Source organism: Sinorhizobium alkalisoli (genome assembly GCF_008932245.1).
GTDB classification, from domain to species: Bacteria; Pseudomonadota; Alphaproteobacteria; order Rhizobiales; family Rhizobiaceae; genus Sinorhizobium; species Sinorhizobium alkalisoli.
Window position 1 is genome coordinate 81,770 of record NZ_CP034909.1, and the last position, 19,167, is coordinate 100,936.

Sequence of the window (19,167 nt, forward strand, 5' to 3'; positions counted from 1 at the left end):
GGCATGGAGCGTGGCAAGGATACTCAAACCGGACATTTGCGTGATCGGCGGCGGCGCCGCCGGCCTTTCCGTGGCCGCGGGCGCGGCCGCTTTCGGCGTGCCGGTCGTTCTCATCGAGCACGGCAAGATGGGCGGCGACTGCCTGAATTACGGCTGTGTGCCCTCCAAGGCGCTGATCGCGGCGGCGAAACATGCGCAGGCCATCCGCAAGGCCGGAGCGTTCGGTCTCGTTGCCGCGGAGCCGGTCGGCGATAACGAACGGCTCAAGGACCGGATCAGCCGGGTCATCGCAGACATTGCACCGCATGATTCCGTCGAGCGGTTCACGAGCCTCGGCGTCGAGGTGATTACGGAGACGGCGCGGTTCGTCGACGAGCGGACTCTGGCGGCCGGCGACTGCCTCGTCCGGGCCCGGCGCTTCGTCATCGCCACGGGTTCCTCGCCCGCCATTCCCGCGATTGCGGGTCTCGCGGAGACGCCATTCCTCACCAACGAGACGCTGTTCGAGCTGGAACAGGTACCCCGCCATCTAATCGTCATCGGCGCCGGCCCGGTGGGACTGGAGATGGCGCAGGCCTATTGCCGGCTGGGTGCGCGCGTGACCGTCATCGAGGGCGCTACGGCGCTCGCGAAGGAAGATCCTGAACTGAAGGCGATCGTGCTCGACGCGCTGCGCGCCGAGGGTGTCGTCCTCCACCAGCGAACGACGATCCATTCCGTGACGAGCAGCGAGGACGGCGTAATTCTGCGCTGCGAAGATCAAAGCGGAAGCCTCGATATCAAAGGCAACCACCTTTTGCTCGCGACCGGCCGCACTGCCAATCACGATTCGCTCAATCTCGCCGCCGCGGGCATTCGGCACGATGCCGCGCGCATCGAAATCGGCGCGAATCTGCGCACCAGCAACCCTCGGGTGTATGCGATCGGCGATGCGGCCGGCGGCCAGCAATTCACCCACGCCGCCGGCTACCATGCGCGGCTTGTCCTGCAACAGATCCTCTTCCGGCTGCCGGCACGAGAGATCCGCGCCATGATACCGCGGGTCACCTTCACTGATCCGGAGCTCGCCCATGCCGGCCTGACGGAAGAGGAGGCGCGGGAGAAGTCCGGAAGCGTTGACGTCGTTCGCTGCGATTATTCAGCCAATGACCGTGTTCGCATCGATGGCCATGGATGCGGACAGATGAAGCTGGTGATCGGCCGACGCGGACGGATTCTCGGCGCCGGCATCGCCGGGGCAGGGGCGGGGGAAATGATCGACATCTGGGCCCTTGCCATTGCCAACCGTTTGACGCTCAAGAGCTTCCGCGACCATGTAGCACCCTATCCCACCCTTTCCGAGATTGGAAAACAGGCAGCGATCTCCTATTATTCTCCCATGGCACGAAATCGCTTCGTCCGCACCGCAATCCGCATCTTGCGGCGCTTCGGCTGACGGCAGGGAAATTCTTCAAGCATGATAGAAGAGGCACGCCACGAGAATGCGACGGCGCCGCCCCGCGCGGCCGTCGGTTTTCTGCGCGGGCTCTCCGGCAAGCTGCTTCTGCTGACGGTCGCCTTCGTCATGCTCGCGGAAGTGCTGATCTTCGTGCCCTCCGTCGCCAATATGCGTATCCGCTGGCTTGAGGATCGGCTGAACACCGTCGCGGCCGCGGCCGTCGTCGTCGACGGTTTGCAGAACATCGAGCTGCCGCGCGCCGTGCAGCGCGAGACGTTGATGGCAACCGGCACCAAGGCGATCGTCATCCGACGCAAGGATGCGTCGCGGATGATCGCCAGCGTGGATATGCCGCCTCAAGTCGACGGCGAATACGACATCGCCAATTTCACGGCGCTCGGCGCGGTGCGCGACGCTTTCGACACGCTGCTTTTCGGCGGTCATCGCATCATGCGTGTCTATGGACCGCTCGGCGAAAGCGATGCGACCATTGAACTGGTGATGAAGGATGCGGGCCTGCGCAAGGCGATGCTTGTTTATTCGCGCAACGTTTTCCTGCTGTCGATCGTCATCTCGCTGATCACGGCATCGCTGATCTTTCTCGCGATCAACCGCATGCTGATACTGCCGATCAGGCGCCTGACGACGAGCATGCAGGAATTCTCCGGCGAGCCATCGAACCCCGAACGCATCCTCGTACCGCCCGAGGGCGGGGACGAACTGGCGGTCGCCGGCCAGCACCTCGCCAGCATGCAGCGCGAGTTGCAGAGAACTTTGAAGCAGCAGAAAAGCCTCGCCGAACTCGGCCTGGCCGTTTCGAAGATCAATCACGACATGCGCAACATCCTGTCCTCGGCGCAGTTGATATCGGACCGGCTTGCCGATGTCGATGATCCGGTCGTGAAGCGTTTTGCACCGACATTGCTGAGGACCATCGACCGCGCGGTCGGCTACACGCAGGAAGTCCTTTCCTATGGACGCACCGCGGAAGCGGAGCCGCGCCGTCGCTTCGTCGCGCTTCGCCCGCTCGTCGACGATGTCTCGGAACTCCTGGCGATCGATGGCCAAAGCGGCATTGAATTCCAAAACCAGGTTCGCGACGACGTTATGGTGGATGCGGACAGCGAGCAGCTTTTCCGGGTCATCCACAATATCTGCCGCAATGCGGTCGAAGCGCTGGCGAACCACGAGCCGGAGGATGGGCGCGGTCGGGCGATCTGCGTTTCGGCGGTCCGAACGGGCAGCGTGGTGACGATCTCGATCGACGATACGGGGCCCGGCATGCCGGCAAGGGCTCGCGAAAACCTGTTCGCCGCCTTTCGCGGCTCGGCCCGCTCCGGCGGCACGGGGCTCGGCCTTGCAATTGCCCGCGAATTGGTGCTCGCCCATGGCGGTACGATCGCGCTCGTGGAGAAGCCGACACCCGGCACGCTCTTCCGCATAGAGTTGCCGGACCGCCCCGTCCGCCTCGACGCATTCCGCGCGAAAGGACGCTCTTGAGCCTCGGCTTTGCCGGATCCGGTAAAGGCGCCGGGATGCGCGAGCCTGACCGTCGCAAAAATGAAATTTTTCCCGAAAGGTGCTTGCAATCCCCGAAAGGACGCTTTAGAGGATCGCCACGCAAGCGGTGGTCACCGCTTCCAAGACACGCACCCGTAGCTCAGCTGGATAGAGCACCAGACTACGAATCTGGGGGTCAGGAGTTCGAATCTCTTCGGGTGCGCCATTTCTCCAGCATGCTTGTCGATTGCCACGCTATTCTGCCTTTTTTGCCACTATGTTGCCCTTAGGGCAGCAGCGTTGACCTATCTCACGGAACAAAAACATTCCAGTTCAGCCGCGCGTATACCGAGCGATTCGCCTAAAATCAACTCGCCAGAATTGCGGTCAAGATTGCTGAGCGGCGCGATTGGATGTTCCGTCGTTGCTGAATGGCATAACGTGGTCGATCAACAGGTTGAGCGCTGGCAGGCGCACAAGGCGGGCGACATTCTCGACTGGCCTAGACCACCCGCCTTAGTAGACGTGACTGTGTGATGACCTTAGAAACCTGTTGCGCGTGAGGCACGAGCTATGGGAAGTACGCATGACCGCATTCATTTCGAATTCGCTGTGAGCGTCACGGCATGAGCGTCTATCTCGCACTCGTCGAACCCGGCAACGCGACGACGGCTTACGGCATCGTTTTTCCTGATCTTCCCGGCGTGCATTCCGCCGCCGATGAAGCGGCAGACATTCTGCCGAACGCCCTCGAAGCGTTGCAGCTATGGGCGGAAGACGAGGACATGCCTTTGCCTTCCGACATGGCGGCGATCATGAATCGCGATGACATTCGCAAGGCGCTCGCCGCAGGTGCAGTTCTACTGGCGGTGCCATTCACGAGGAAGGCTACGGGAAGGAAGCCATCCGGTTTCAACATCGGTGACGAATTCATTATGGCGAACGGCTGGCGCTGGCGGGTGACGGATATCGGCACGCGGGTGGTGGTCGCCATCCGCATCCAGCCTGTCGTGCTTCAATCGAAACGCAACGGCAAGATCACGCGAGAGGAAATCACCCAAACCGAGGCGGAGCAGGATGGCTGGTTTGACGGGCCGCCTTACGCCGTAGCTGAACAGGTCTTCGACGAATACGATTTAGACGGCATCGAAGAGATATGCCGCAAGGGAGCATGATGGCGCGCTCACCGCGTCGCATGAAGACATTCCATTTCGACACTCAAGATTTCATCAAGACCGCCGAAAGACAGGCCGGCTATCTGGAGCCGTTTTTGAGGTCGGCGACCCTGAAATGATCGCGGTGGCTATTGATGATGGGCGGTAGGTGGTCTGGCAACGATCACATATCCTCACTTGCGCATCAGATGAGGAGAGGCAGCCACGGTATACCGCTGCTTGCCATCCTTTTCTCCGTACCATGGATCCCCAAATAACTTGCTCGATTGCGGCTCAGTCAAGCTGAGATCGAGCGCTCGCAAAGCCGCGCGCTCGCGCCGATGCTCCTTCAGCTTGAAACGCTTATCGCTTTCGGCGGTCGTTATGCCAGTGATCGGTGTCCTACGTCGGGATCGCGCCATGTCTTATCCCCTCGCTTTCACATGAGATACCAGAAGCCGGTTGTTAGCCAATACCGAATCGAGCACGCGAGAATACAAAACGCGCTGCGCGGCTCAACACGCCTTCACCTGTTTGAAACGAATTTCATAGCGATAAGCCTTGCGCTTTGTCACAAAGGCCGCTCTCCACCTCTTCCCGGATCGATGTCGATCGGAAGAGGTGGTGCAATAGATCCCGCCTGTTCCGCGTCAGACCGATGGATGGCTGAAGCGGGCGACTTGCGCATCCTTCATCAGGTTGCGGAAATTGGTGCCGCTCATATGCACCAGCGTCCGGTGATCGCCGCCTTCGAAATAGACATCGCTCGCCCGGTCGAGGCTTTCGTCGAGTATGACCGGTACACCATAGGCCGATCCGATCGGCGGCACCGCGCCGATTTCGCAGTCGGAGAAAAGCGAACTGACCTCATCCTCTGAGGCGAGGCCCAAGCGCCTGTTCATGACGTCCTGCAACGTCGAGAGCTCGACGCGATGCGAGGCGGGAACGACGGCCAGTACATAGCCCATTTCGTGGTGCACGACCACGGACTTGGCCAGCCTGCTGCCCGGAACATGGGCGGCCTCGGCGGTCTGGCTCGATGTTGCGGTACGGTGATGCGCGACGGTGTCGTAGCTGACCCCTTCGCTGTCGATATAGTCCTGGAGTTTCTTAGCGATCGTCATCTTAGTCGCCCCTTCTGATAAGTCGCGACGCGCGCAACCATTCTGCCCTGATCGCCCTGGAAGTCAACGATGAATGGGTCGGAACGCCGGCGCTGGGTTGGTCGGGAGTTATCGGATCCACGGATAGATGCGCCAGCGGCATCGGCCCCGTTCGTTGTCTCGCAGACGTCGCTGCGTCGCAGGGGGCGGCCTCATTTTCCGGCAAGGATGTCGATCGTCCGGGCATCCCGTATTCCTTCGAAATAGCGCTCCAGTGCCCGGGCGAAGGCGCCGACGGTCGGGGCTGCGGCCTCGAAAAGGGTCATCGACGAGCGAAATTTGAGATCGTCCGGCCTGCCGAAGATCTCGAGGGCGCCGCGTCCCTTGAGGGCGTTGACCGCTTCGGTGCACTCTAGGATACGGCGGCCGAGAAGCGGGTGCCGCAGATAGGCGATGGCCTCGTCCATGCTCGAGAGCGCGTAATATTGTGCCGTCGGCGAATGGCCGAGGCCCCGGATCTGCGGAAAGATGAACCACATCCAGTGGCTTCTCTTGGCACCGGCCCGAAGTTCCGCCAGCGCAATGTCGTATACGCCCTCTTGCGCTTTGAGGAATCGTTCGAGATCGAAGGCCTCGCTCATGGTTGCAGTCCTGGCGCCGGTCACCACGCGCCCACTCTGCCTCTCGGCAGCGGCTGTCGATGCGGCTCCGATTTTTCATCACCGCTGACGACCATGAACCTTGATCAGCCGCTCGTAAAGGTCGGCAATGGCGGCCTCAGCGCATCGGGATTGGCGACGGAAACGGCATCCCGTTCGGGAATTCAACGCAAAGCGTCCTGCGGCGGCTGCCGGAAAATACTGTAAGATGATCTGCGACGAGAATGGTGCCGATGAAAAGCCGCTTAGTTCTCCAGTGAGACGATCGCCTTGCCGCGGCTGAGATCGGTGACGAGCGCCAGCACGTCGTCCACCAGATCTTTTCGCATCTCGATCGTGAGCACGGCTCCGGTGTCCGTGAAGCTCTCTGTGGTAACCGTGACGCCGCGGCTGGCAAGTCGCGCCTTTATCAGGGCCAGGTCGGAGAAGTCACAGGCGACCGTCGCGCCTTGCCTGTCCACGAGTTCGATCCTCTCGGCCGTTTTGAGGCAGAGTGCGGCGGTGCCGCCATAGGCGCGCATCAGCCCGCCGCTGCCGAGCAGGATGCCGCCGAACCAGCGTGTGACGAGGACCGCGACCCGATCGAGCTTCTGCCCGTCGATCGCGGCAAGGATCGGCTTGCCCGCCGTACCGCTCGGCTCGCCGTCGTCGCTGAAGCGATAGGACTGTCCGAGTCGCCAGGCCCAGCAATTGTGGTTGGCGGCGGGGGCGGAATGGGCTGCAAGGAAGGCCCTTGCCGATGACTCGTCCTCAATGGGGCCGGCGATCGCGAGAAAGCGGCTCTTCTTGATTTCCTGTGTCGAGGTCTCGATGCGCCGGAGCGTGAACATCCGCTTTTCCGTGTTTTGGCGGTGATAGCGGATTGGGAGAGGGCGCGCCAGCAGGGCATTGATTTGCCCCACCTCGCAGCCGTGACACCCCGCATGCGATCGCATGCGGGGAGAGGATCGAGAAAGGCATTCTGGAGAAATCGCGGTGCGATCACCCGATTGCCATCAGGCTCGCATTGCCGCCGGCGGCCGCCGTATTGATCGACGTGGAAACCTCCTCGACCAGCCAGTTCAGGCAATAGGCGTCCGGATTGCGGGTGACTACCTCGCTCGACGCCGCCTGGACGAGGAGCAATGGGCCGGGCAGGGCGGCGAGGGCCTTGTTGACCGCACGGATGCGTTCGCCATCCCCTTCGACCAGCGCGCCGGCGAAGGGGCCGTCGGCCGCCCAATCATTCGACCAGGAGACACGGGCGGCGACGCTGTGCGGCAAGCCTGCGAGCGAGGATTGCAGGCCCGAGCTGGCGTCGACGACGACGCTGTTGCCGGTGGCAAGCGCCGCTGCGAGCTGATGGTAAAGGCCGCTCTCGGTCGCCGGAACAGTGAGGATACGCCCGCGCGGATGGAGCGCATAGAGGTTGCGCTCGCCGACCGGACCGGGCAGTTCCACGTCGAGGCCCAAGGCCGAATTGCTGCCGGCATTGCGTGCGGCTTCGGCCTCCGCCGCCGCGCCCTTGCCGTCGAGCCATTTGGCGAAATCGCGCAGAACCGGATCCGTATGCACGGAGCTGTGCTGCGGCGGCACCGGCGGGCTCGTCACCAGCCGCCCGAGATAGAGCGGGCCGCCGGCCTTTGGCCCCGTGCCGGAAAGGCCGCGGCCGCCGAAGGGCTGCACGCCCACGACCGCGCCGATGATGTTGCGGTTGACATAGAAGTTGCCCGCCTTGATGCGGTCGGTGACATGGGCGATGGTTTCGTCCAGGCGCGTATGCAGACCGAAGGTGAGGCCGTAGCCGGTGGCGTTGATATCGTCGATCAGCCGGTCGATATCCTCGCGGCGATAGCGGATGACGTGCAGCACGGGTCCGAAGACCTCGCGTTTGAGGTCGGACATCTTCTCGAGCTCGATGATGGTCGGCGGCACGAAGGTGCCGTGGCCGGTCTCCGCGGCAAGACCGATCTGCTCCACCTTGCGGCCGAGCCGGCGCATCCCGTCGATATGCTTTTCGATGCCCGCCTTGGCCTCCGCGGTGATTACCGGACCGACATCCACGGAAAGCCGGTCGGTGCGGCCGATCTCCAACTCGTGCAGCGCCCCTTTCAGCATGGTCAGAATGCGGTCGGCGACGTCCTCCTGTAGGCAGAGCACGCGCAGCGCCGAGCAACGCTGGCCGGCGCTGTCGAAGGCCGATGCGATCACGTCGCCGACGACCTGCTCGGCAAGGGCGGAGGAGTCCACGATCATCGCATTCTGGCCGCCGGTCTCGGCGATCAGCGGGATCGGCCGGCCGGCCGGCGAGAGCCTTTCGGCGAGTTGCGCCTGGATCAGCCGCGCAACCTCGGTCGAGCCGGTGAACATCACGCCGGCGATCTCCGGTGCGCCGACGAGCGCCGCGCCGACACGGCCGTCGCCGGTGAGAAGCTGCAGCGCGCCCGCCAGGACGCCGGCCTCATGCAGGATGCGGACGCCCTCGGCGGCGATCAGCGGCGTCTCTTCCGCCGGCTTGGCGAGTACCGGGTTCCCCGTCACGAGAGCGGCGGCAATCTGGCCTGTGAAGATCGCCAGCGGGAAGTTCCAGGGGCTGATGCAGACGATGGGCCCGAGCGGTGCGTGGGCAGGGCCAAGCGTGCGGCGCGTCTGTTCGGCATAATAGCGCAGGAAATCGATCGCCTCGCGCACCTCGGCAATGGCGTTGGGCAGCGATTTGCCGGCCTCGCGCATGATGAGGCCCAGAAGCGTCGGCATCCGCGCCTGCATGAGATCGGCGGCCCGGTCTAGGCAGGCCGCCCGTTCCGTCGGAGAGACCGCCGCCCAGCCTGGCGCCGCTTCCGAGGCAAGCTGGGCCGCCCGCCGTGCATCCGCGTCCGACGTCTCGGTCACCGAGCCGACCACGTCGCGATGGTCGCCGGGATTGGAGATAGCCCGGGTCTCGCCCGAAGCCGCGCCTGTGGCAAGCTGCGGCGCGGCGGCCCAATTGACGGCGGCGCTTGCCTTCAACATCTCCGTCAGCGACGCGAGCGTCGCCTCGTTGGAGAGGTCGAGCCCGGCGGAATTCGTGCGCGACTCGCCGAAGAGCCGGGCGGGCAGCGCGATCTTGTCGTGTTTGGCGCCGACGACCGGCATGGCACGGACGAGCTCCACCGGATCGGCGATGAGCTCGCTGATGGAGACCTTCGGATCGGCGATGCGGTGGACGAAGGAGGAATTGGCGCCGTTTTCGAGCAGGCGACGCACGAGATAGGCAAGCAGCGTCTCATGCGTGCCGACGGGCGCGTAGATACGGCAGGGCCTGTTGAGCTTGTCCGGACCGACGACCTCCTCGTAAAGCGGCTCGCCCATGCCGTGCAGGCACTGGAACTCGTAAGTGCCGACGCGAAAGTCCGTGCCCGCCATGTGGTGGATCGTGGCAAGCGTCTGGGCATTGTGGGTTGCAAATTGCGGGAAGATCACGTCGGTGGCCTGAAGCAGCTTGCGGGCGCAGGCGACATAGGAAACGTCGGTGTGGATCTTACGCGTGAAGACCGGGAAATCCTCAAGACCGTCGATCTGCGCCCGCTTGATCTCGGCATCCCAGTAGGCACCCTTGACGAGTCTCACCATCATGCGCCGGCCGGAGCGCCGCGCAAGATCGATGATGTAGTCGAGCACGAAGGGGCAGCGTTTGCCATAGGCCTGCACGACGAAGCCCATGCCGTTCCAACCGGCAAGATCGGCGTCCATGCAGAGCTCTTCGAGGAGGTCGAGCGACAGTTCGAGCCGATCCGCTTCCTCGGCATCGATGTTGAAGCCGATGTCATATTGTTTGGCGAGCGCGGCGAGCGCCTTCACCCGCGGCAGCAGCTCGCTCATCACACGCGCCGCCTGCGCTCGCGCGTAACGCGGGTGCAGCGCGGAGAGCTTGATCGAAATGCCGGGGCCCTCATAGATGCCGCGGCCGGCGGACGCCTTGCCGATCGCATGGATGGCGGCCTCGTAGTCCTTGTAATAGCGCTCCGCATCGGCGGCCGTGGTCGCGGCTTCGCCGAGCATGTCATAGGAATAGGTGAAGCCCTTCCTCTCAAGTTCCTTCGAGCGCTGCAGTGCTTCCTTGATCGTCTCGCCGGTGACGAACTGTTCGCCCATCATCCGCATTGCCATGTCGACGCCGCGACGGATCACCGGTTCGCCGCATCGGGCGATGAGCCGCGTCAGCGCCGCTGAAAGGCTGCGGTCGTTGACGGTCGAGGTCAGCTTGCCGGTGACGACAAGACCCCAGGTGGCGGCGTTGACGAACAGCGAGCGGCCGCCGCCGAGATGCGCTTTCCAGTCGCCGTCGGAAATCTTGTCGCGGATCAGCGCATCGCGCGTCGCCGTGTCGGGAATGCGCAATAGCGCCTCCGCCAGGCACATCAGCGCGACGCCCTCCTGGCTTGAAAGCGAATATTCCTGCACCAGGCCTTCGACGCCCGAGCCCGAATGCTTGGCCCGCAGCGCCTCGACCAGCTTTCGGGCTGTTTTCGCGGCGGCTGCCCGCGTCTCCGGCGGCAATGTGGCCGCCTCGACGAGTGGCGGCAGGCATTCCGGCTCCGGCCGGCGATAGGCGGCGGTGATCGCCCGGCGAAGCGTGCTCTGCGGCCGGATCGGCGGCGCGAAGTCGGCAAAGGGAGCGGGGGCGGATTCGTCCGCCGGGGCTGATGTCTGAAGATGCGTTTGGCTCATTGGATGCGGTCCTTCACACCGGGCGCGCAGGGCGGCTGGCACCCCGCGATTTCGTGGCTAGAAGATACGCCTTCTCAAGCCGAACATCTATCCGCCAAATTCCATCGTTCTTGGTTTATATCGCTAGAGATGGCAAAACAGGCCGGGCAATGTACGGAGTATATCGGGAATGCCCGTATATTAGTTCCTCAAGCGGCGCTCCCGAACAGGCGCTCGCGCGCCATCAGGCATTCTTCGTCGCCGGGCATGCATGTCCGGCAGACGATCGGCCGAACGGCATAGATGGCGCAGCCGACCGACTTTCCAAGGGTGCCGGCGAGTGCCGTGCAGCGATCGTTGACGCAGCGCATTCCGCCGAGATCGGACGCGACGAATTGCGCCGGAATGCGGTCGAGTTCCGCCTCCGTCTCCAGCGAAAATCGCGGCCAATCGGCCGAATAGGCGCAGCATGCGCCGCAGCTCTGGCAGTCGAAATTCTGTGCGGCAGAAATGGCGGTGGTCATGACGCCAGCCTAGCGCATCGGCCCGAAAACCGGAACCGATTTTCGGAAAGCTCGATGCGCAGATTCAACGAGTTACAGCGACCTTGGCGCGTCCAAAAATGGCGCGCGGCGCTGTAGCACGACCCCGAACGGGTCGGAATGCCGTCGCCCTCGCACGGAACGCGTCTTATGTGATGCTGAGACGGCAGCCGATCTGCCGGATTCGCCTCTTCCGTCAATTGAGGCGCCCGTTCCTTCCCAGATGGGCGGCGCGAACCACGTCGCCCACCGCGCTCCGATGCGCGCTGAGCGTTTGGCCGCCTCCGGCCTGGGTCAACCACTGCGCCGCTAGCGCCTCATCGACGGTCGTGCCGATGCCCTCGCGGTAGGCGATACCGAGATGGTAGGCGGCAAGGCTGTTTCCTGCGGCGGCGGCACGCCTGTAAAACTCGAGAGCCGCCTCCGGATCGCCGCGTTCCGCAAGCCGGACACCGTAATTGACCATGGCGAGCGAGTGGCCGTTTTCTGCGGCCTCTCCGAGAATGCCAAGCGACTTCAGCTTTTCCCCGGCCCGCTCGAGAACACGGGCCAGTTGGAACTGCATGCGCGGGCCACCCTGCTGATTATAGGCTTCGCGGCAGGCGGACAGCGCGATCCCGATGCGGATATCCTCGGAGGCGACGGGCGGAAAGGCCGGATTGCGCTCGCGATCGACTTCGCTGCCTGCCTCCTTGTCGCATAGCTCGGACACGGAGAGATCGTTGGCACGCGCCGGCGCCACCGCCACAATGAAGGCGGCTGCCGCGACAACGCACGAGTTGGCGATCGGCATATGGGATTTCGTGCGCTTCATCGACGTTACCTCAATCGTTGTCAAAGGGTAAAACCGTCTTGCTGCCGCGGCTGTTCCGGGGGAAACTGCCGGCCTGTCGGCGGATCTCCGCGAATGGGCCGGTCTCGGAAACAGGGAGCGCTGCGATGAGGCGGCGGGGAAATCGATGCGGCACCGATATTTCGCAAGGCGCGCATTACTCGGCGGCGCACTCCTCGTCGGCCTCGCCGGCGGATTTCCGGCGGCGCAGGCAGCGGTGATCGGCAAGGCGCAGAGAATTCGCGGGAATGTTCGTCGTCGTCAAGGTGTAGAGGAGGAGCGGCTTGCCGCAGGCGGCGCCGTTCTCGACCGGGACTATGTCGCCACCAGCATCAACAGCTTTGCCGATCTTGCGCTCAGTGAGACGCGCATCCTGCTGGGGCCGCAGACGGAACTCCTGATCGACCGCTTCATCGCCGGCAAGGGCGGAACGCTGGAACTCGGGGTCGGCCGCATGGTCTTCGAGCGGCCGGAGGGGGCGCCGAGGATCGACCTGGCGGTGCGGACCGCCTTTGGCATGATCGGCGTGCGCGGCACAAAATTCTTCTGCGGCCCCAGCCGCTCGGCCGCCTTCGCCGTCTTCGTCGAGTACGGCGCTGTCACGGTCCGAGGCGGCGGCGCCGTGCGGACGGTCTCCGCTGGCGAGGGCGTGGATTTCGAGCGGCCCGGCGCGCCTGCGAGTGTGCCGACGCGCTGGGGGCAGGCGCGCATTCGCGAAGCCTATGCAAGCGTCGGGTCACGGTAGCGGCCCGCGAGACCACTGCATGCCTCCGCGCGTCGCCGTAGGGACCGTGAAAAGTTCCATGGTGCCGAAGCCCCGGATGTCGTGCTGGCCGAGGGATTGCATTGCGATGCTGCATTCCCCGGCGGCGGCCGGGCCGATGCAGATTGCAGTTCCGAGGAACTTGTTCGCCTCCTGAAGCCGGGCGGCGAGATTCACGGCGTCGCCATGGGCCGTGTAATCCAGTTTTCCGCCAGCACCGACTTCCCCGAGCACCGCCGGCCCCGTCTCTATGCCGATGCGCGTCCGGCCGAACCCCTGTTTTGCGAATTGCGGCCGCTTGCGCATCTCCTCCGTCAGAGCGTGAATGGCCAGCGCGCAGGCGACTGCCGCGTCGACGTGGTCCTTCAGATCCTCCGGCGCATTGAATAGGGCGTGCACCGCATCGCCCACCACCTTGTCGACCATGCCGCCATGGCGGGAGACGAGCGCATTCACCTCGGCGAAATAGATGTCGAGCAGTGCCACGAGGTCGCGCGGGGCGAGCTTTTGCGACAACGCCGAGAAGCCCTCGATATCGGTGAAGAGGGCGGTCACGACGCGTTCTTCGCCCGCGACGCGGCCATTGTCCGGTTCATCGATATAGCGGGCCACCACGGACTGCGGCAGATATTGCGAGAATTTCTGCCGGGCGAGCGCCTCTGCACGGCGCACGCGGCCAAGCTGCAGCGCGCTTGTGACGACGAGGACCGCCGACAGGGCCGCCGAAATGCTGAGTGCATCGACGAGCAAGCCGGTTGCCGCGTAGATGGCGCCGACGCCGGCGGTGACGGCAACGATGCCGATGAAGGCGGATGCGAGCGCCGCCAAGGGGCGGAGCTTCGTTGCGCCATAGGCGGCGAGAACACCGGCGGCGAAGCTGAACAGCGCCTCGTAAAACGGCAGGCCGCCGCCGCGATAGGGTACAAAGCCCGTCATGATCGCATTTGCGACGTCGGCATGGATTTGCACCGATGGCTCGAGCGGCATGGAAGCGGTCGGTCTTAACCCGCCGAGGCTCGGCACGCTGCTGCCGATGAACACGAGCTTGCCGGCAAGCCGGCTTTCCTCGATCCGGTCAGCCATGATCTCGGCCGCCGACAGCGTGCGTGCGGCAATCGTCTCCTGCGAACTGGCGACGAAGCGAAGATTGCCGCTCTCGTCGAGGGGAATGACGGCGTGGTCGAGCCGGAGCCATGCGGGTTCTCCGCCGAGCACCGGTGTGCTGCTTCCGGCGGCGAGCCGGCCCGCTTCGATGCCGAGAGCCGGATAGGCGTTGTTTCCGAGGATGGCGAAGGCCTGCGTGCGCCGGACACGCGCGTCCTTGTCGCCGACGAGAAACGCGGCGGTCGCCGCCTTCGACCGTTCCATGAATGCGGGACAGGAGGTTTCCGCGCCTTGAATGAACCAGGTCCCGGGAACCGCGAGCGGCCGCTGCAGGGCGAGTGGCGGAACGGGTCGCGGGCGTTCCAGCACGTGCTCGGCAGCCAGGAAGCCCAGGACAACCGGCGCGTCGCCGATCGCCGAAGCAAGCGCCCGATTGCCGGGCGCGGCCGGATCGCAGTCGGAACTGAAGACGAAGTCGACGGCGATCGTCTGCGCCCCGGTTGCCGCAAGGTGCATGAGAAGGCTGGCGGTCGCGGCCCTGTCCCAGGAGCCTGCGCTCGTTTCATATGCCTCGCGATCGATATCGATGACGACGATCCCCGGTGAACGGGGCGAGGCGACCATCTGGGTGAGACTGTCGAAGAAGAGCTCGCGCTGGGTACCGAACACGGCCTCCGCATAGAGGTAGAGCATGACCGCCGCCGAGAGGCTCGCGATGATCCCGCCTGCAAGCGGGCTGGAGCGATGATGCAGCCAGCGTGTCCGGCTCAAACGGCCTAGTCCTCCTCCGGATCGGCTATGTTCAGCAGGCGCTCGATATTGCAGGAGACGATCCCGTCCGAGCGGCTGAGGGCGCCGTTCTCCTCGAGCCACAAGATAGCCCGGTTCACCTTGGGCCGGCTCGCACCGAGAATGGATGCAATATCGGTCTGGCTGAGTGCCAGGCGGAGATTGGCGCTTTCGGGCAGCTCATTGCCATGGATCTGTCTCAGCGTCGCCAGGAAGAAGCGCGCAACGCGGGCGTTGAGATCGTAGAGCGCGATCGTCTCCAGCCTCTCGGTCGTATCGCGCAATTGTGCACAGAGGAAGCGGATTACGGCCTCGGCCGATTTGGGCCTTCGCGTGATCAGGCCGACGAAATCCTTCTTGCCGATCACATAGCCTTCGGCGGCGGTGACCGCGGTGGCATCCGCCGAGCGTGGCTGGTCGTCGAGCACGGCCATTTCGCCGAAGAGCGCACCGGCCTCGTGCTGGCGTAGTATGAGCTCGCGGCCCTGGGGCGTGAACAGCGAGATCTTGATCCGTCCGGAAACGACGACAATCATGTAGTTGCCCTCGTCGCCACGCTGGAAAATGACGGTGCCCGCGGCCCATTTCCGATAGCTGGCGAGATCGGCAAGTTCGCAAAGCGTGTCCCTGTCAAACTCTTCGAATATCGGGAAGGACCGCCAGAAAGCGGGACTCCGGTTAACTTCGGCCATGAGATTCCCCCGTGCGTGTCCGCTGCCGTGCGTACGCGCGGCGATTCTTTATGGTGTCGTCCTCTCTTGCAATAGAAAAAGCACGTCAGCGCCGGGGGAGATCCCGCGTGTTGACGAAAGCACGCGTCTGTCTTCGTGGGGTGAACGATCTGTTTCCGTGGCGGCGGCTAGATCAATCGGAAAATGCTGGTACTTCTGTTGCCAACTTGTTTCCAACAGGAGCCTCGCGCATGTCCCCGAATGTCATCGTCCTCATCGGGCGCATTCTTCTCTCGATCATCTTCATCACCTCCGGCTTCGGCAAGCTCGGCGATCCGTCCGGAACCGCCGGCATGATCACCAATGCCGGATGGCCGGCGGCGACCCTGCTCGCCTATCTCGCCGGCGTCTTCGAATTGGCCGCAGGCCTTGCCGTCCTCGTCGGCTTCCAGACGCGGATCGCCTCTTACCTGCTCGCCGCTTTCTGCCTGGTCACCGCCTTCGTGTTTCATGGCAGCGCCATCAACATTCCGGGTTTCCCTGATGCTGCAAACGGCTTGTTGTCGCTCTTCAACCAGATCATGATGATGAAGAACATCACGATCGCCGGCGCCTTCCTCGTGCTGGCCGGATTTGGTCCCGGCGCCTTCTCCATCGACGCGCGCTTCGGCAAATCGCTCGTGACCGCCTGAGTGCCTGAGCCACTATCGGAAGAAGAACCCGCCGGCGACTCCGGCGGGTTTTTTGTCATCTGCTCGGGTAAATCACGCCTTTGCGCAGGATGACATTGCCGTAGAGCCGCGGTTCGCTCGTCTGCACAACGGTATGGGCAGCCTTCACCCGCGGATAGAAGTCGGCGCCGAGGAGTGGCACGACCGGCCGGTCCGGCTCATGCCTGCGGCAGCACTCGATGATGTCCCGATGCACCGCGTCGAGCACCTCCTTGTCCTGCCCGACGGTCGCGCGGAAGATCGCTTCGGGCACGAAATCGTCGATTGGTAGAACGCTCAAGATGGCATCGAGAACGCGGATCAGGTGATGCCCATCGAGCCGCACCAGCCGGCGCGCATGCTCCTGTCCCGGATAGTTGCCGTCGACGAGGGCGATTTCGTCGCCGTGCCCCATCGCCCTCAGCGCCGAAAGCAATTCCGGGCTGAGGATGGGGTCGATTCCTTTTAACATCGGCCGGGTGCCTTTCGTTTCGAGATCAACATGGTCTGTTCAAAGCTCCTTGAAGAGAACATTGGTGTCGAGCAGGTAGCGTGAAAAGAGCGGCAGGCTCGCGCCGCCGATCGCCCGGGCGTGGCTTCCAACCGCGCCCTCGACGAGGTCGGGAACCGTCACGCCCTGCAGGTCGAGCGTCTTGAGCGCCTTGCGCGTCGCCGCAAGGAGCCGTGACTTCACCCATGGCGGGAAGCCGCCGTCGATCACGGCGGCGGAGAAGTCGATGATCGAGGCGGCCGACACGACGGCCTGGGCGAGAGCGGCCGCCGAATCCTGAATCCAGATTTCGAGCGGTTCGCCGAAGTCGATCCAGTCGTCCGCCGAGTACCAGAGCGGCTTCGGATCGACGCCATGTTCGCGCAGAAGCTTCTCGAGTACGAAAACCGAGGCGATTTTCAGCAATTGCGTCGTCCTGCCGTCCTTGCCGGAAACCGGCAGCGGACCGACGGCACCGGCAGTGCCGGTGCGGCCGGAGAACAGGGCGGAATTGATGACGACGCCACCGCCAATGAACGAGCCGATATAGAAATAGACGAAGTCCGGATAGTTGGCGCCGACGCCGAAAGCGAGTTCCGCACCGCAGGCGCTGGTGCCGTCGTTCTGCAGGAAGACCGGATATCGACTCCTGCCAGAGACCGCCGCAGTCAGGTCGAAATCGCGCCACTTGTCCATCGCTTCGCGCGGCGCGCCGACCTCCTCGGCCCAGTTCCAGAGTTCGAAGGGCGTGGCGATGCCAATGCCGGCAATGCGCTTGCGCTCATCCGGCTTGAGCTGCGCCTGCAGCTTCTCCGTACCGTCGATGATGAAGGCGACCAGGTCCGCGGGCAGCGGGTAGGCATGGATCTGGTGAAGATGCAGCCGAATCGATCCGACGAAATCCATCAGCACCAGATCGGTGCTGCGCCGGCCGATCTTGACGCCGAAGGAAAACACCGCATCGGGGTTGAGGCGCATTGGGATCGAGGGCTGGCCGACACGCCCGCGCACGGGATCGCCGCGGATGAGCAAGCCGTCCGCTTCGAGCGCCCGCATGATGACGGAGACGGTTTGCGCCGACAGCCCGGAACGGCGCGCGATCTCCGCCTTCGAAAGGCTGCCGTGGCGACGCACCAGCGACATGACCAGCCGCTCGTTATAGGCACGCACGCGCGTCTGGTTCGCCCCGCCGCTCGGGTCGATCACATCCGGCTGTAAGGCCCCCCTGAGGGGATCTCCTGTCACTGACATGCCACGGTCTCCTCCCGTCGGCAGCACGATCCTCAAATCGGGCAACTGAGAATCACGCGATCTTTTCAAGGCATTGAGGCTTCGCCAAACGGCACCCGCCCAAAACGCCTCCTTTTTCTTCATCTGCGCGTTTCGTGCTCGCCTCACCCGCGAGCTCGAGTCCGGCCAGCCCTTCGCAGCATGCCACATCCAGATAATAATTCAATTTGATTTATTTATTGACACTCCCGAGATTTGGTGTTTGAGTGATCGTCGGAAGCGCCGCTCGCGGAGGAGAAACTGCGATGGCGAAGCCCGGAGCCGGTGCGCCGGCATGTTCAAAACCTTGGGAGGGTTTTATGAAGAAAACTGTACTGTCTGCTGCCATGGGCGCGCTTGCTCTCGGCGTTGCCTTCGCCACGCCGTCTCAAGCGGCCGATGTTTCCGCCTGCCTTATCACCAAGACCGACACCAATCCCTTTTTCGTAAAGATGAAGGAAGGTGCGACCGCCAAGGCTCAGGAACTCGGCGTCACGCTCAAGTCCTATGCCGGCAAGATCGACGGTGATTCCGAAAGCCAGGTTGCCGCAATCGAGACCTGCATAGCCGATGGCGCCAAGGGTATCCTGCTTACCGCGTCCGACACCAAGGGCATCGTGCCGAGCGTGCAGAAGGCGCGCGACGCCGGTCTTCTGGTCATTGCGCTCGACACGCCGCTCGAGCCGATCGATGCCGCCGACGCCACCTTCGCGACCGATAACCTGCTTGCCGGCAAGCTGATCGGCCAGTGGGCGGCCGCAACGCTCGGCGATGCCGCCAAGGATGCTCGCGTCGCCTTCCTCGATCTGACGCCGGCGCAGCCCTCCGTCGACGTTCTGCGCGATCAGGGCTTTATGATCGGCTTCGGCATCGACCCCAAGGATCCGAACAAGATCGGCGACGAGGACGATCCGCGCATCGTCGGCCATGATGTCACCAACGGCAACGAAGAGGGCGGGCGTACCGCGATGGAGAACCTTCTGCAGAAGGACCCGACCATCAATGTCGTCCATACGATTAACGAGCCGGCTGCCGCTGGTGCCTATGAGGCGCTGAAGGCGGTCGGTCGCGAGAGCGACGTGCTGATCGTTTCCGTCGATGGTGGTTGCCCGGGTGTCAAGAACGTCGCCGAAGGCGTCATCGGCGCGACGTCGCAACAGTACCCGCTGATGATGGCGGCGCTGGGGATCGAGGCGATCAAGAAGTTTGCAGATACCGGCGAGAAGCCGGCCCCGACCGAAGGAAAGAACTTCTTTGACACCGGCGTTGCGCTCGTCACCGACAAGCCGGCCTCTGGCGTCGAGTCGATCGACACCAAGGAAGGCATGGAGAAATGCTGGGGTTGATCGCCCCTCGATTTCGGATCGAAGCATCTCAGAGAGGGGCGGCTGCCAGCCGCCCTTCGCGTAAGCACCAAGTCTTTGACAAGCCGTAAGACCTGGGCAACTTTTGTGGGGCGGGATGGAGGAACTTGC

At 63.7% G+C, this 19,167-nt stretch carries 16 protein-coding genes, 1 tRNA gene and 1 pseudogene; 8 read left to right on the forward strand and 10 right to left on the reverse strand.

From position 1 onward, the window contains the following. Positions 1–10 precede the first annotated feature (10 nt). The 5 genes from EKH55_RS00385 to EKH55_RS29640 all read left to right on the forward strand — a co-directional run bounded on the left by EKH55_RS00385 (position 11) and on the right by EKH55_RS29640 (position 4,113). Positions 11–1,435: a dihydrolipoyl dehydrogenase family protein gene (locus tag EKH55_RS00385; protein ID WP_151610767.1), complete on the forward strand. Its 1,425-nt coding sequence runs from the start codon at positions 11–13 to the stop codon at positions 1,433–1,435. 21 nt (positions 1,436–1,456) lie between these two features. Beyond that, entirely contained in the window at positions 1,457–2,938 is a 1,482-nt protein-coding gene (locus EKH55_RS00390; RefSeq protein ID WP_151610768.1) for a sensor histidine kinase, read from the forward strand. A 149-nt stretch (positions 2,939–3,087) separates the two neighbouring features. Beyond that, positions 3,088–3,164: transfer RNA gene (locus EKH55_RS00395), tRNA-Arg, on the forward strand. A gap of 74 nt (positions 3,165–3,238) precedes the next feature. Next, entirely contained in the window at positions 3,239–3,475 is a 237-nt protein-coding gene (locus EKH55_RS00400) for a hypothetical protein (RefSeq protein ID WP_151610769.1), read from the forward strand. Positions 3,476–3,564: 89 nt separating this feature from the next. Then, positions 3,565–4,113 carry a type II toxin-antitoxin system HicB family antitoxin gene (locus tag EKH55_RS29640; protein ID WP_246231748.1) on the forward strand — a complete coding sequence of 183 codons (549 nt, stop codon included), beginning with the start codon at positions 3,565–3,567 and terminating at the stop codon, positions 4,111–4,113. Positions 4,114–4,742: 629 nt separating this feature from the next. Here the strand turns inward: EKH55_RS29640 and EKH55_RS00420 are convergent. The 6 genes and pseudogenes from EKH55_RS00420 to EKH55_RS00445 form a co-directional block, all read right to left on the reverse strand. After that, complete coding sequence (locus EKH55_RS00420) at positions 4,743–5,216, reverse strand: aminoacyl-tRNA deacylase (protein ID WP_069459624.1); 474 nt, start codon at positions 5,214–5,216, stop codon at positions 4,743–4,745. Between the two features lie 191 nt (positions 5,217–5,407). Next, complete coding sequence (locus EKH55_RS00425; protein ID WP_151610771.1) at positions 5,408–5,836, reverse strand: DUF1810 domain-containing protein; 429 nt, start codon at positions 5,834–5,836, stop codon at positions 5,408–5,410. 263 nt (positions 5,837–6,099) lie between these two features. Beyond that, on the reverse strand, positions 6,100–6,684 hold the full coding sequence (locus tag EKH55_RS00430; protein ID WP_069459623.1) for an IMPACT family protein: 585 nt from the start codon (positions 6,682–6,684) through the stop codon (positions 6,100–6,102). Positions 6,685–6,835: 151 nt separating this feature from the next. Further along, positions 6,836–10,543, reverse strand: a complete 3,708-nt coding sequence (gene putA, locus EKH55_RS00435) for a trifunctional transcriptional regulator/proline dehydrogenase/L-glutamate gamma-semialdehyde dehydrogenase (protein ID WP_151610772.1) — start codon at positions 10,541–10,543, stop codon at positions 6,836–6,838. A 188-nt stretch (positions 10,544–10,731) separates the two neighbouring features. Next, complete coding sequence (locus tag EKH55_RS00440) at positions 10,732–11,046, reverse strand: YkgJ family cysteine cluster protein (RefSeq protein ID WP_069459621.1); 315 nt, start codon at positions 11,044–11,046, stop codon at positions 10,732–10,734. Positions 11,047–11,353: 307 nt separating this feature from the next. Continuing rightward, positions 11,354–11,857, reverse strand: a pseudogene (locus EKH55_RS00445) (SEL1-like repeat protein); the annotation flags it as partial. Between the two features lie 166 nt (positions 11,858–12,023). Here EKH55_RS00445 and EKH55_RS00450 point away from each other — a divergent pair. Then, positions 12,024–12,641 carry a FecR family protein gene (locus EKH55_RS00450; RefSeq protein WP_069459619.1) on the forward strand — a complete coding sequence of 206 codons (618 nt, stop codon included), beginning with the start codon at positions 12,024–12,026 and terminating at the stop codon, positions 12,639–12,641. Here EKH55_RS00450 and EKH55_RS00455 read toward each other — a convergent pair. Together EKH55_RS00455 and EKH55_RS00460 are read right to left on the reverse strand one after the other, a co-directional pair. Next, entirely contained in the window at positions 12,633–14,516 is a 1,884-nt protein-coding gene (locus tag EKH55_RS00455) for a CHASE2 domain-containing protein (RefSeq protein WP_069460003.1), read from the reverse strand. The genes EKH55_RS00450 and EKH55_RS00455 overlap by 9 nt on opposite strands. A gap of 23 nt (positions 14,517–14,539) precedes the next feature. Beyond that, the gene (locus tag EKH55_RS00460) at positions 14,540–15,244 is read right to left on the reverse strand and encodes a Crp/Fnr family transcriptional regulator (protein WP_069459618.1); all 705 of its coding nucleotides are present in this window, start codon (positions 15,242–15,244) and stop codon (positions 14,540–14,542) included. A 230-nt stretch (positions 15,245–15,474) separates the two neighbouring features. Here EKH55_RS00460 and EKH55_RS00465 point away from each other — a divergent pair, with 230 nt between their 5' ends. Further along, positions 15,475–15,915: a DoxX family protein gene (locus EKH55_RS00465; protein WP_069459617.1), complete on the forward strand. Its 441-nt coding sequence runs from the start codon at positions 15,475–15,477 to the stop codon at positions 15,913–15,915. 55 nt (positions 15,916–15,970) lie between these two features. On the opposite strand, the gene EKH55_RS00470 is transcribed toward EKH55_RS00465, so the two are convergent. After that, a complete protein-coding gene (locus EKH55_RS00470) occupies positions 15,971–16,405 on the reverse strand; it encodes an RbsD/FucU family protein (RefSeq protein WP_069459616.1) in 435 nt (144 codons plus the stop codon). Positions 16,406–16,444: 39 nt separating this feature from the next. After that, a complete protein-coding gene (locus EKH55_RS00475; protein WP_069460002.1) occupies positions 16,445–17,674 on the reverse strand; it encodes an ROK family transcriptional regulator in 1,230 nt (409 codons plus the stop codon). Between the two features lie 338 nt (positions 17,675–18,012). Between EKH55_RS00475 and EKH55_RS00480 the strand changes: the two genes are divergently transcribed. Continuing rightward, positions 18,013–19,038 (forward strand): sugar ABC transporter substrate-binding protein, encoded by a 1,026-nt coding sequence (locus tag EKH55_RS00480; RefSeq protein ID WP_069459615.1) that lies wholly within the window; start codon positions 18,013–18,015, stop codon positions 19,036–19,038. Positions 19,039–19,167 lie beyond the last annotated feature (129 nt).

Excerpts from the sequence above, each read along its gene's own strand:
- EKH55_RS00390 (WP_151610768.1), top strand. The coding sequence starts at position 1,457 with ATGATAGAAGAGGCACGCCACGAGAATGCGACGGCGCCGCCCCGCGCG.
- EKH55_RS29640 (WP_246231748.1), top strand. The coding sequence starts at position 3,565 with ATGAGCGTCTATCTCGCACTCGTCGAACCCGGCAACGCGACGACGGCT.
- EKH55_RS00420 (WP_069459624.1), bottom strand. The coding sequence starts at position 5,216 with ATGACGATCGCTAAGAAACTCCAGGACTATATCGACAGCGAAGGGGTC.
- EKH55_RS00425 (WP_151610771.1), bottom strand. The coding sequence starts at position 5,836 with ATGAGCGAGGCCTTCGATCTCGAACGATTCCTCAAAGCGCAAGAGGGC.
- EKH55_RS00430 (WP_069459623.1), bottom strand. The coding sequence starts at position 6,684 with ATGTTCACGCTCCGGCGCATCGAGACCTCGACACAGGAAATCAAGAAG.
- putA (WP_151610772.1), bottom strand. The coding sequence starts at position 10,543 with ATGAGCCAAACGCATCTTCAGACATCAGCCCCGGCGGACGAATCCGCC.
- EKH55_RS00440 (WP_069459621.1), bottom strand. The coding sequence starts at position 11,046 with ATGACCACCGCCATTTCTGCCGCACAGAATTTCGACTGCCAGAGCTGC.
- EKH55_RS00450 (WP_069459619.1), top strand. The coding sequence starts at position 12,024 with ATGCGGCACCGATATTTCGCAAGGCGCGCATTACTCGGCGGCGCACTC.
- EKH55_RS00460 (WP_069459618.1), bottom strand. The coding sequence starts at position 15,244 with ATGGCCGAAGTTAACCGGAGTCCCGCTTTCTGGCGGTCCTTCCCGATA.
- EKH55_RS00465 (WP_069459617.1), top strand. The coding sequence starts at position 15,475 with ATGTCCCCGAATGTCATCGTCCTCATCGGGCGCATTCTTCTCTCGATC.
- EKH55_RS00470 (WP_069459616.1), bottom strand. The coding sequence starts at position 16,405 with ATGTTAAAAGGAATCGACCCCATCCTCAGCCCGGAATTGCTTTCGGCG.
- EKH55_RS00475 (WP_069460002.1), bottom strand. The coding sequence starts at position 17,674 with ATGTCAGTGACAGGAGATCCCCTCAGGGGGGCCTTACAGCCGGATGTG.
- EKH55_RS00480 (WP_069459615.1), top strand. The coding sequence starts at position 18,013 with ATGAAGAAAACTGTACTGTCTGCTGCCATGGGCGCGCTTGCTCTCGGC.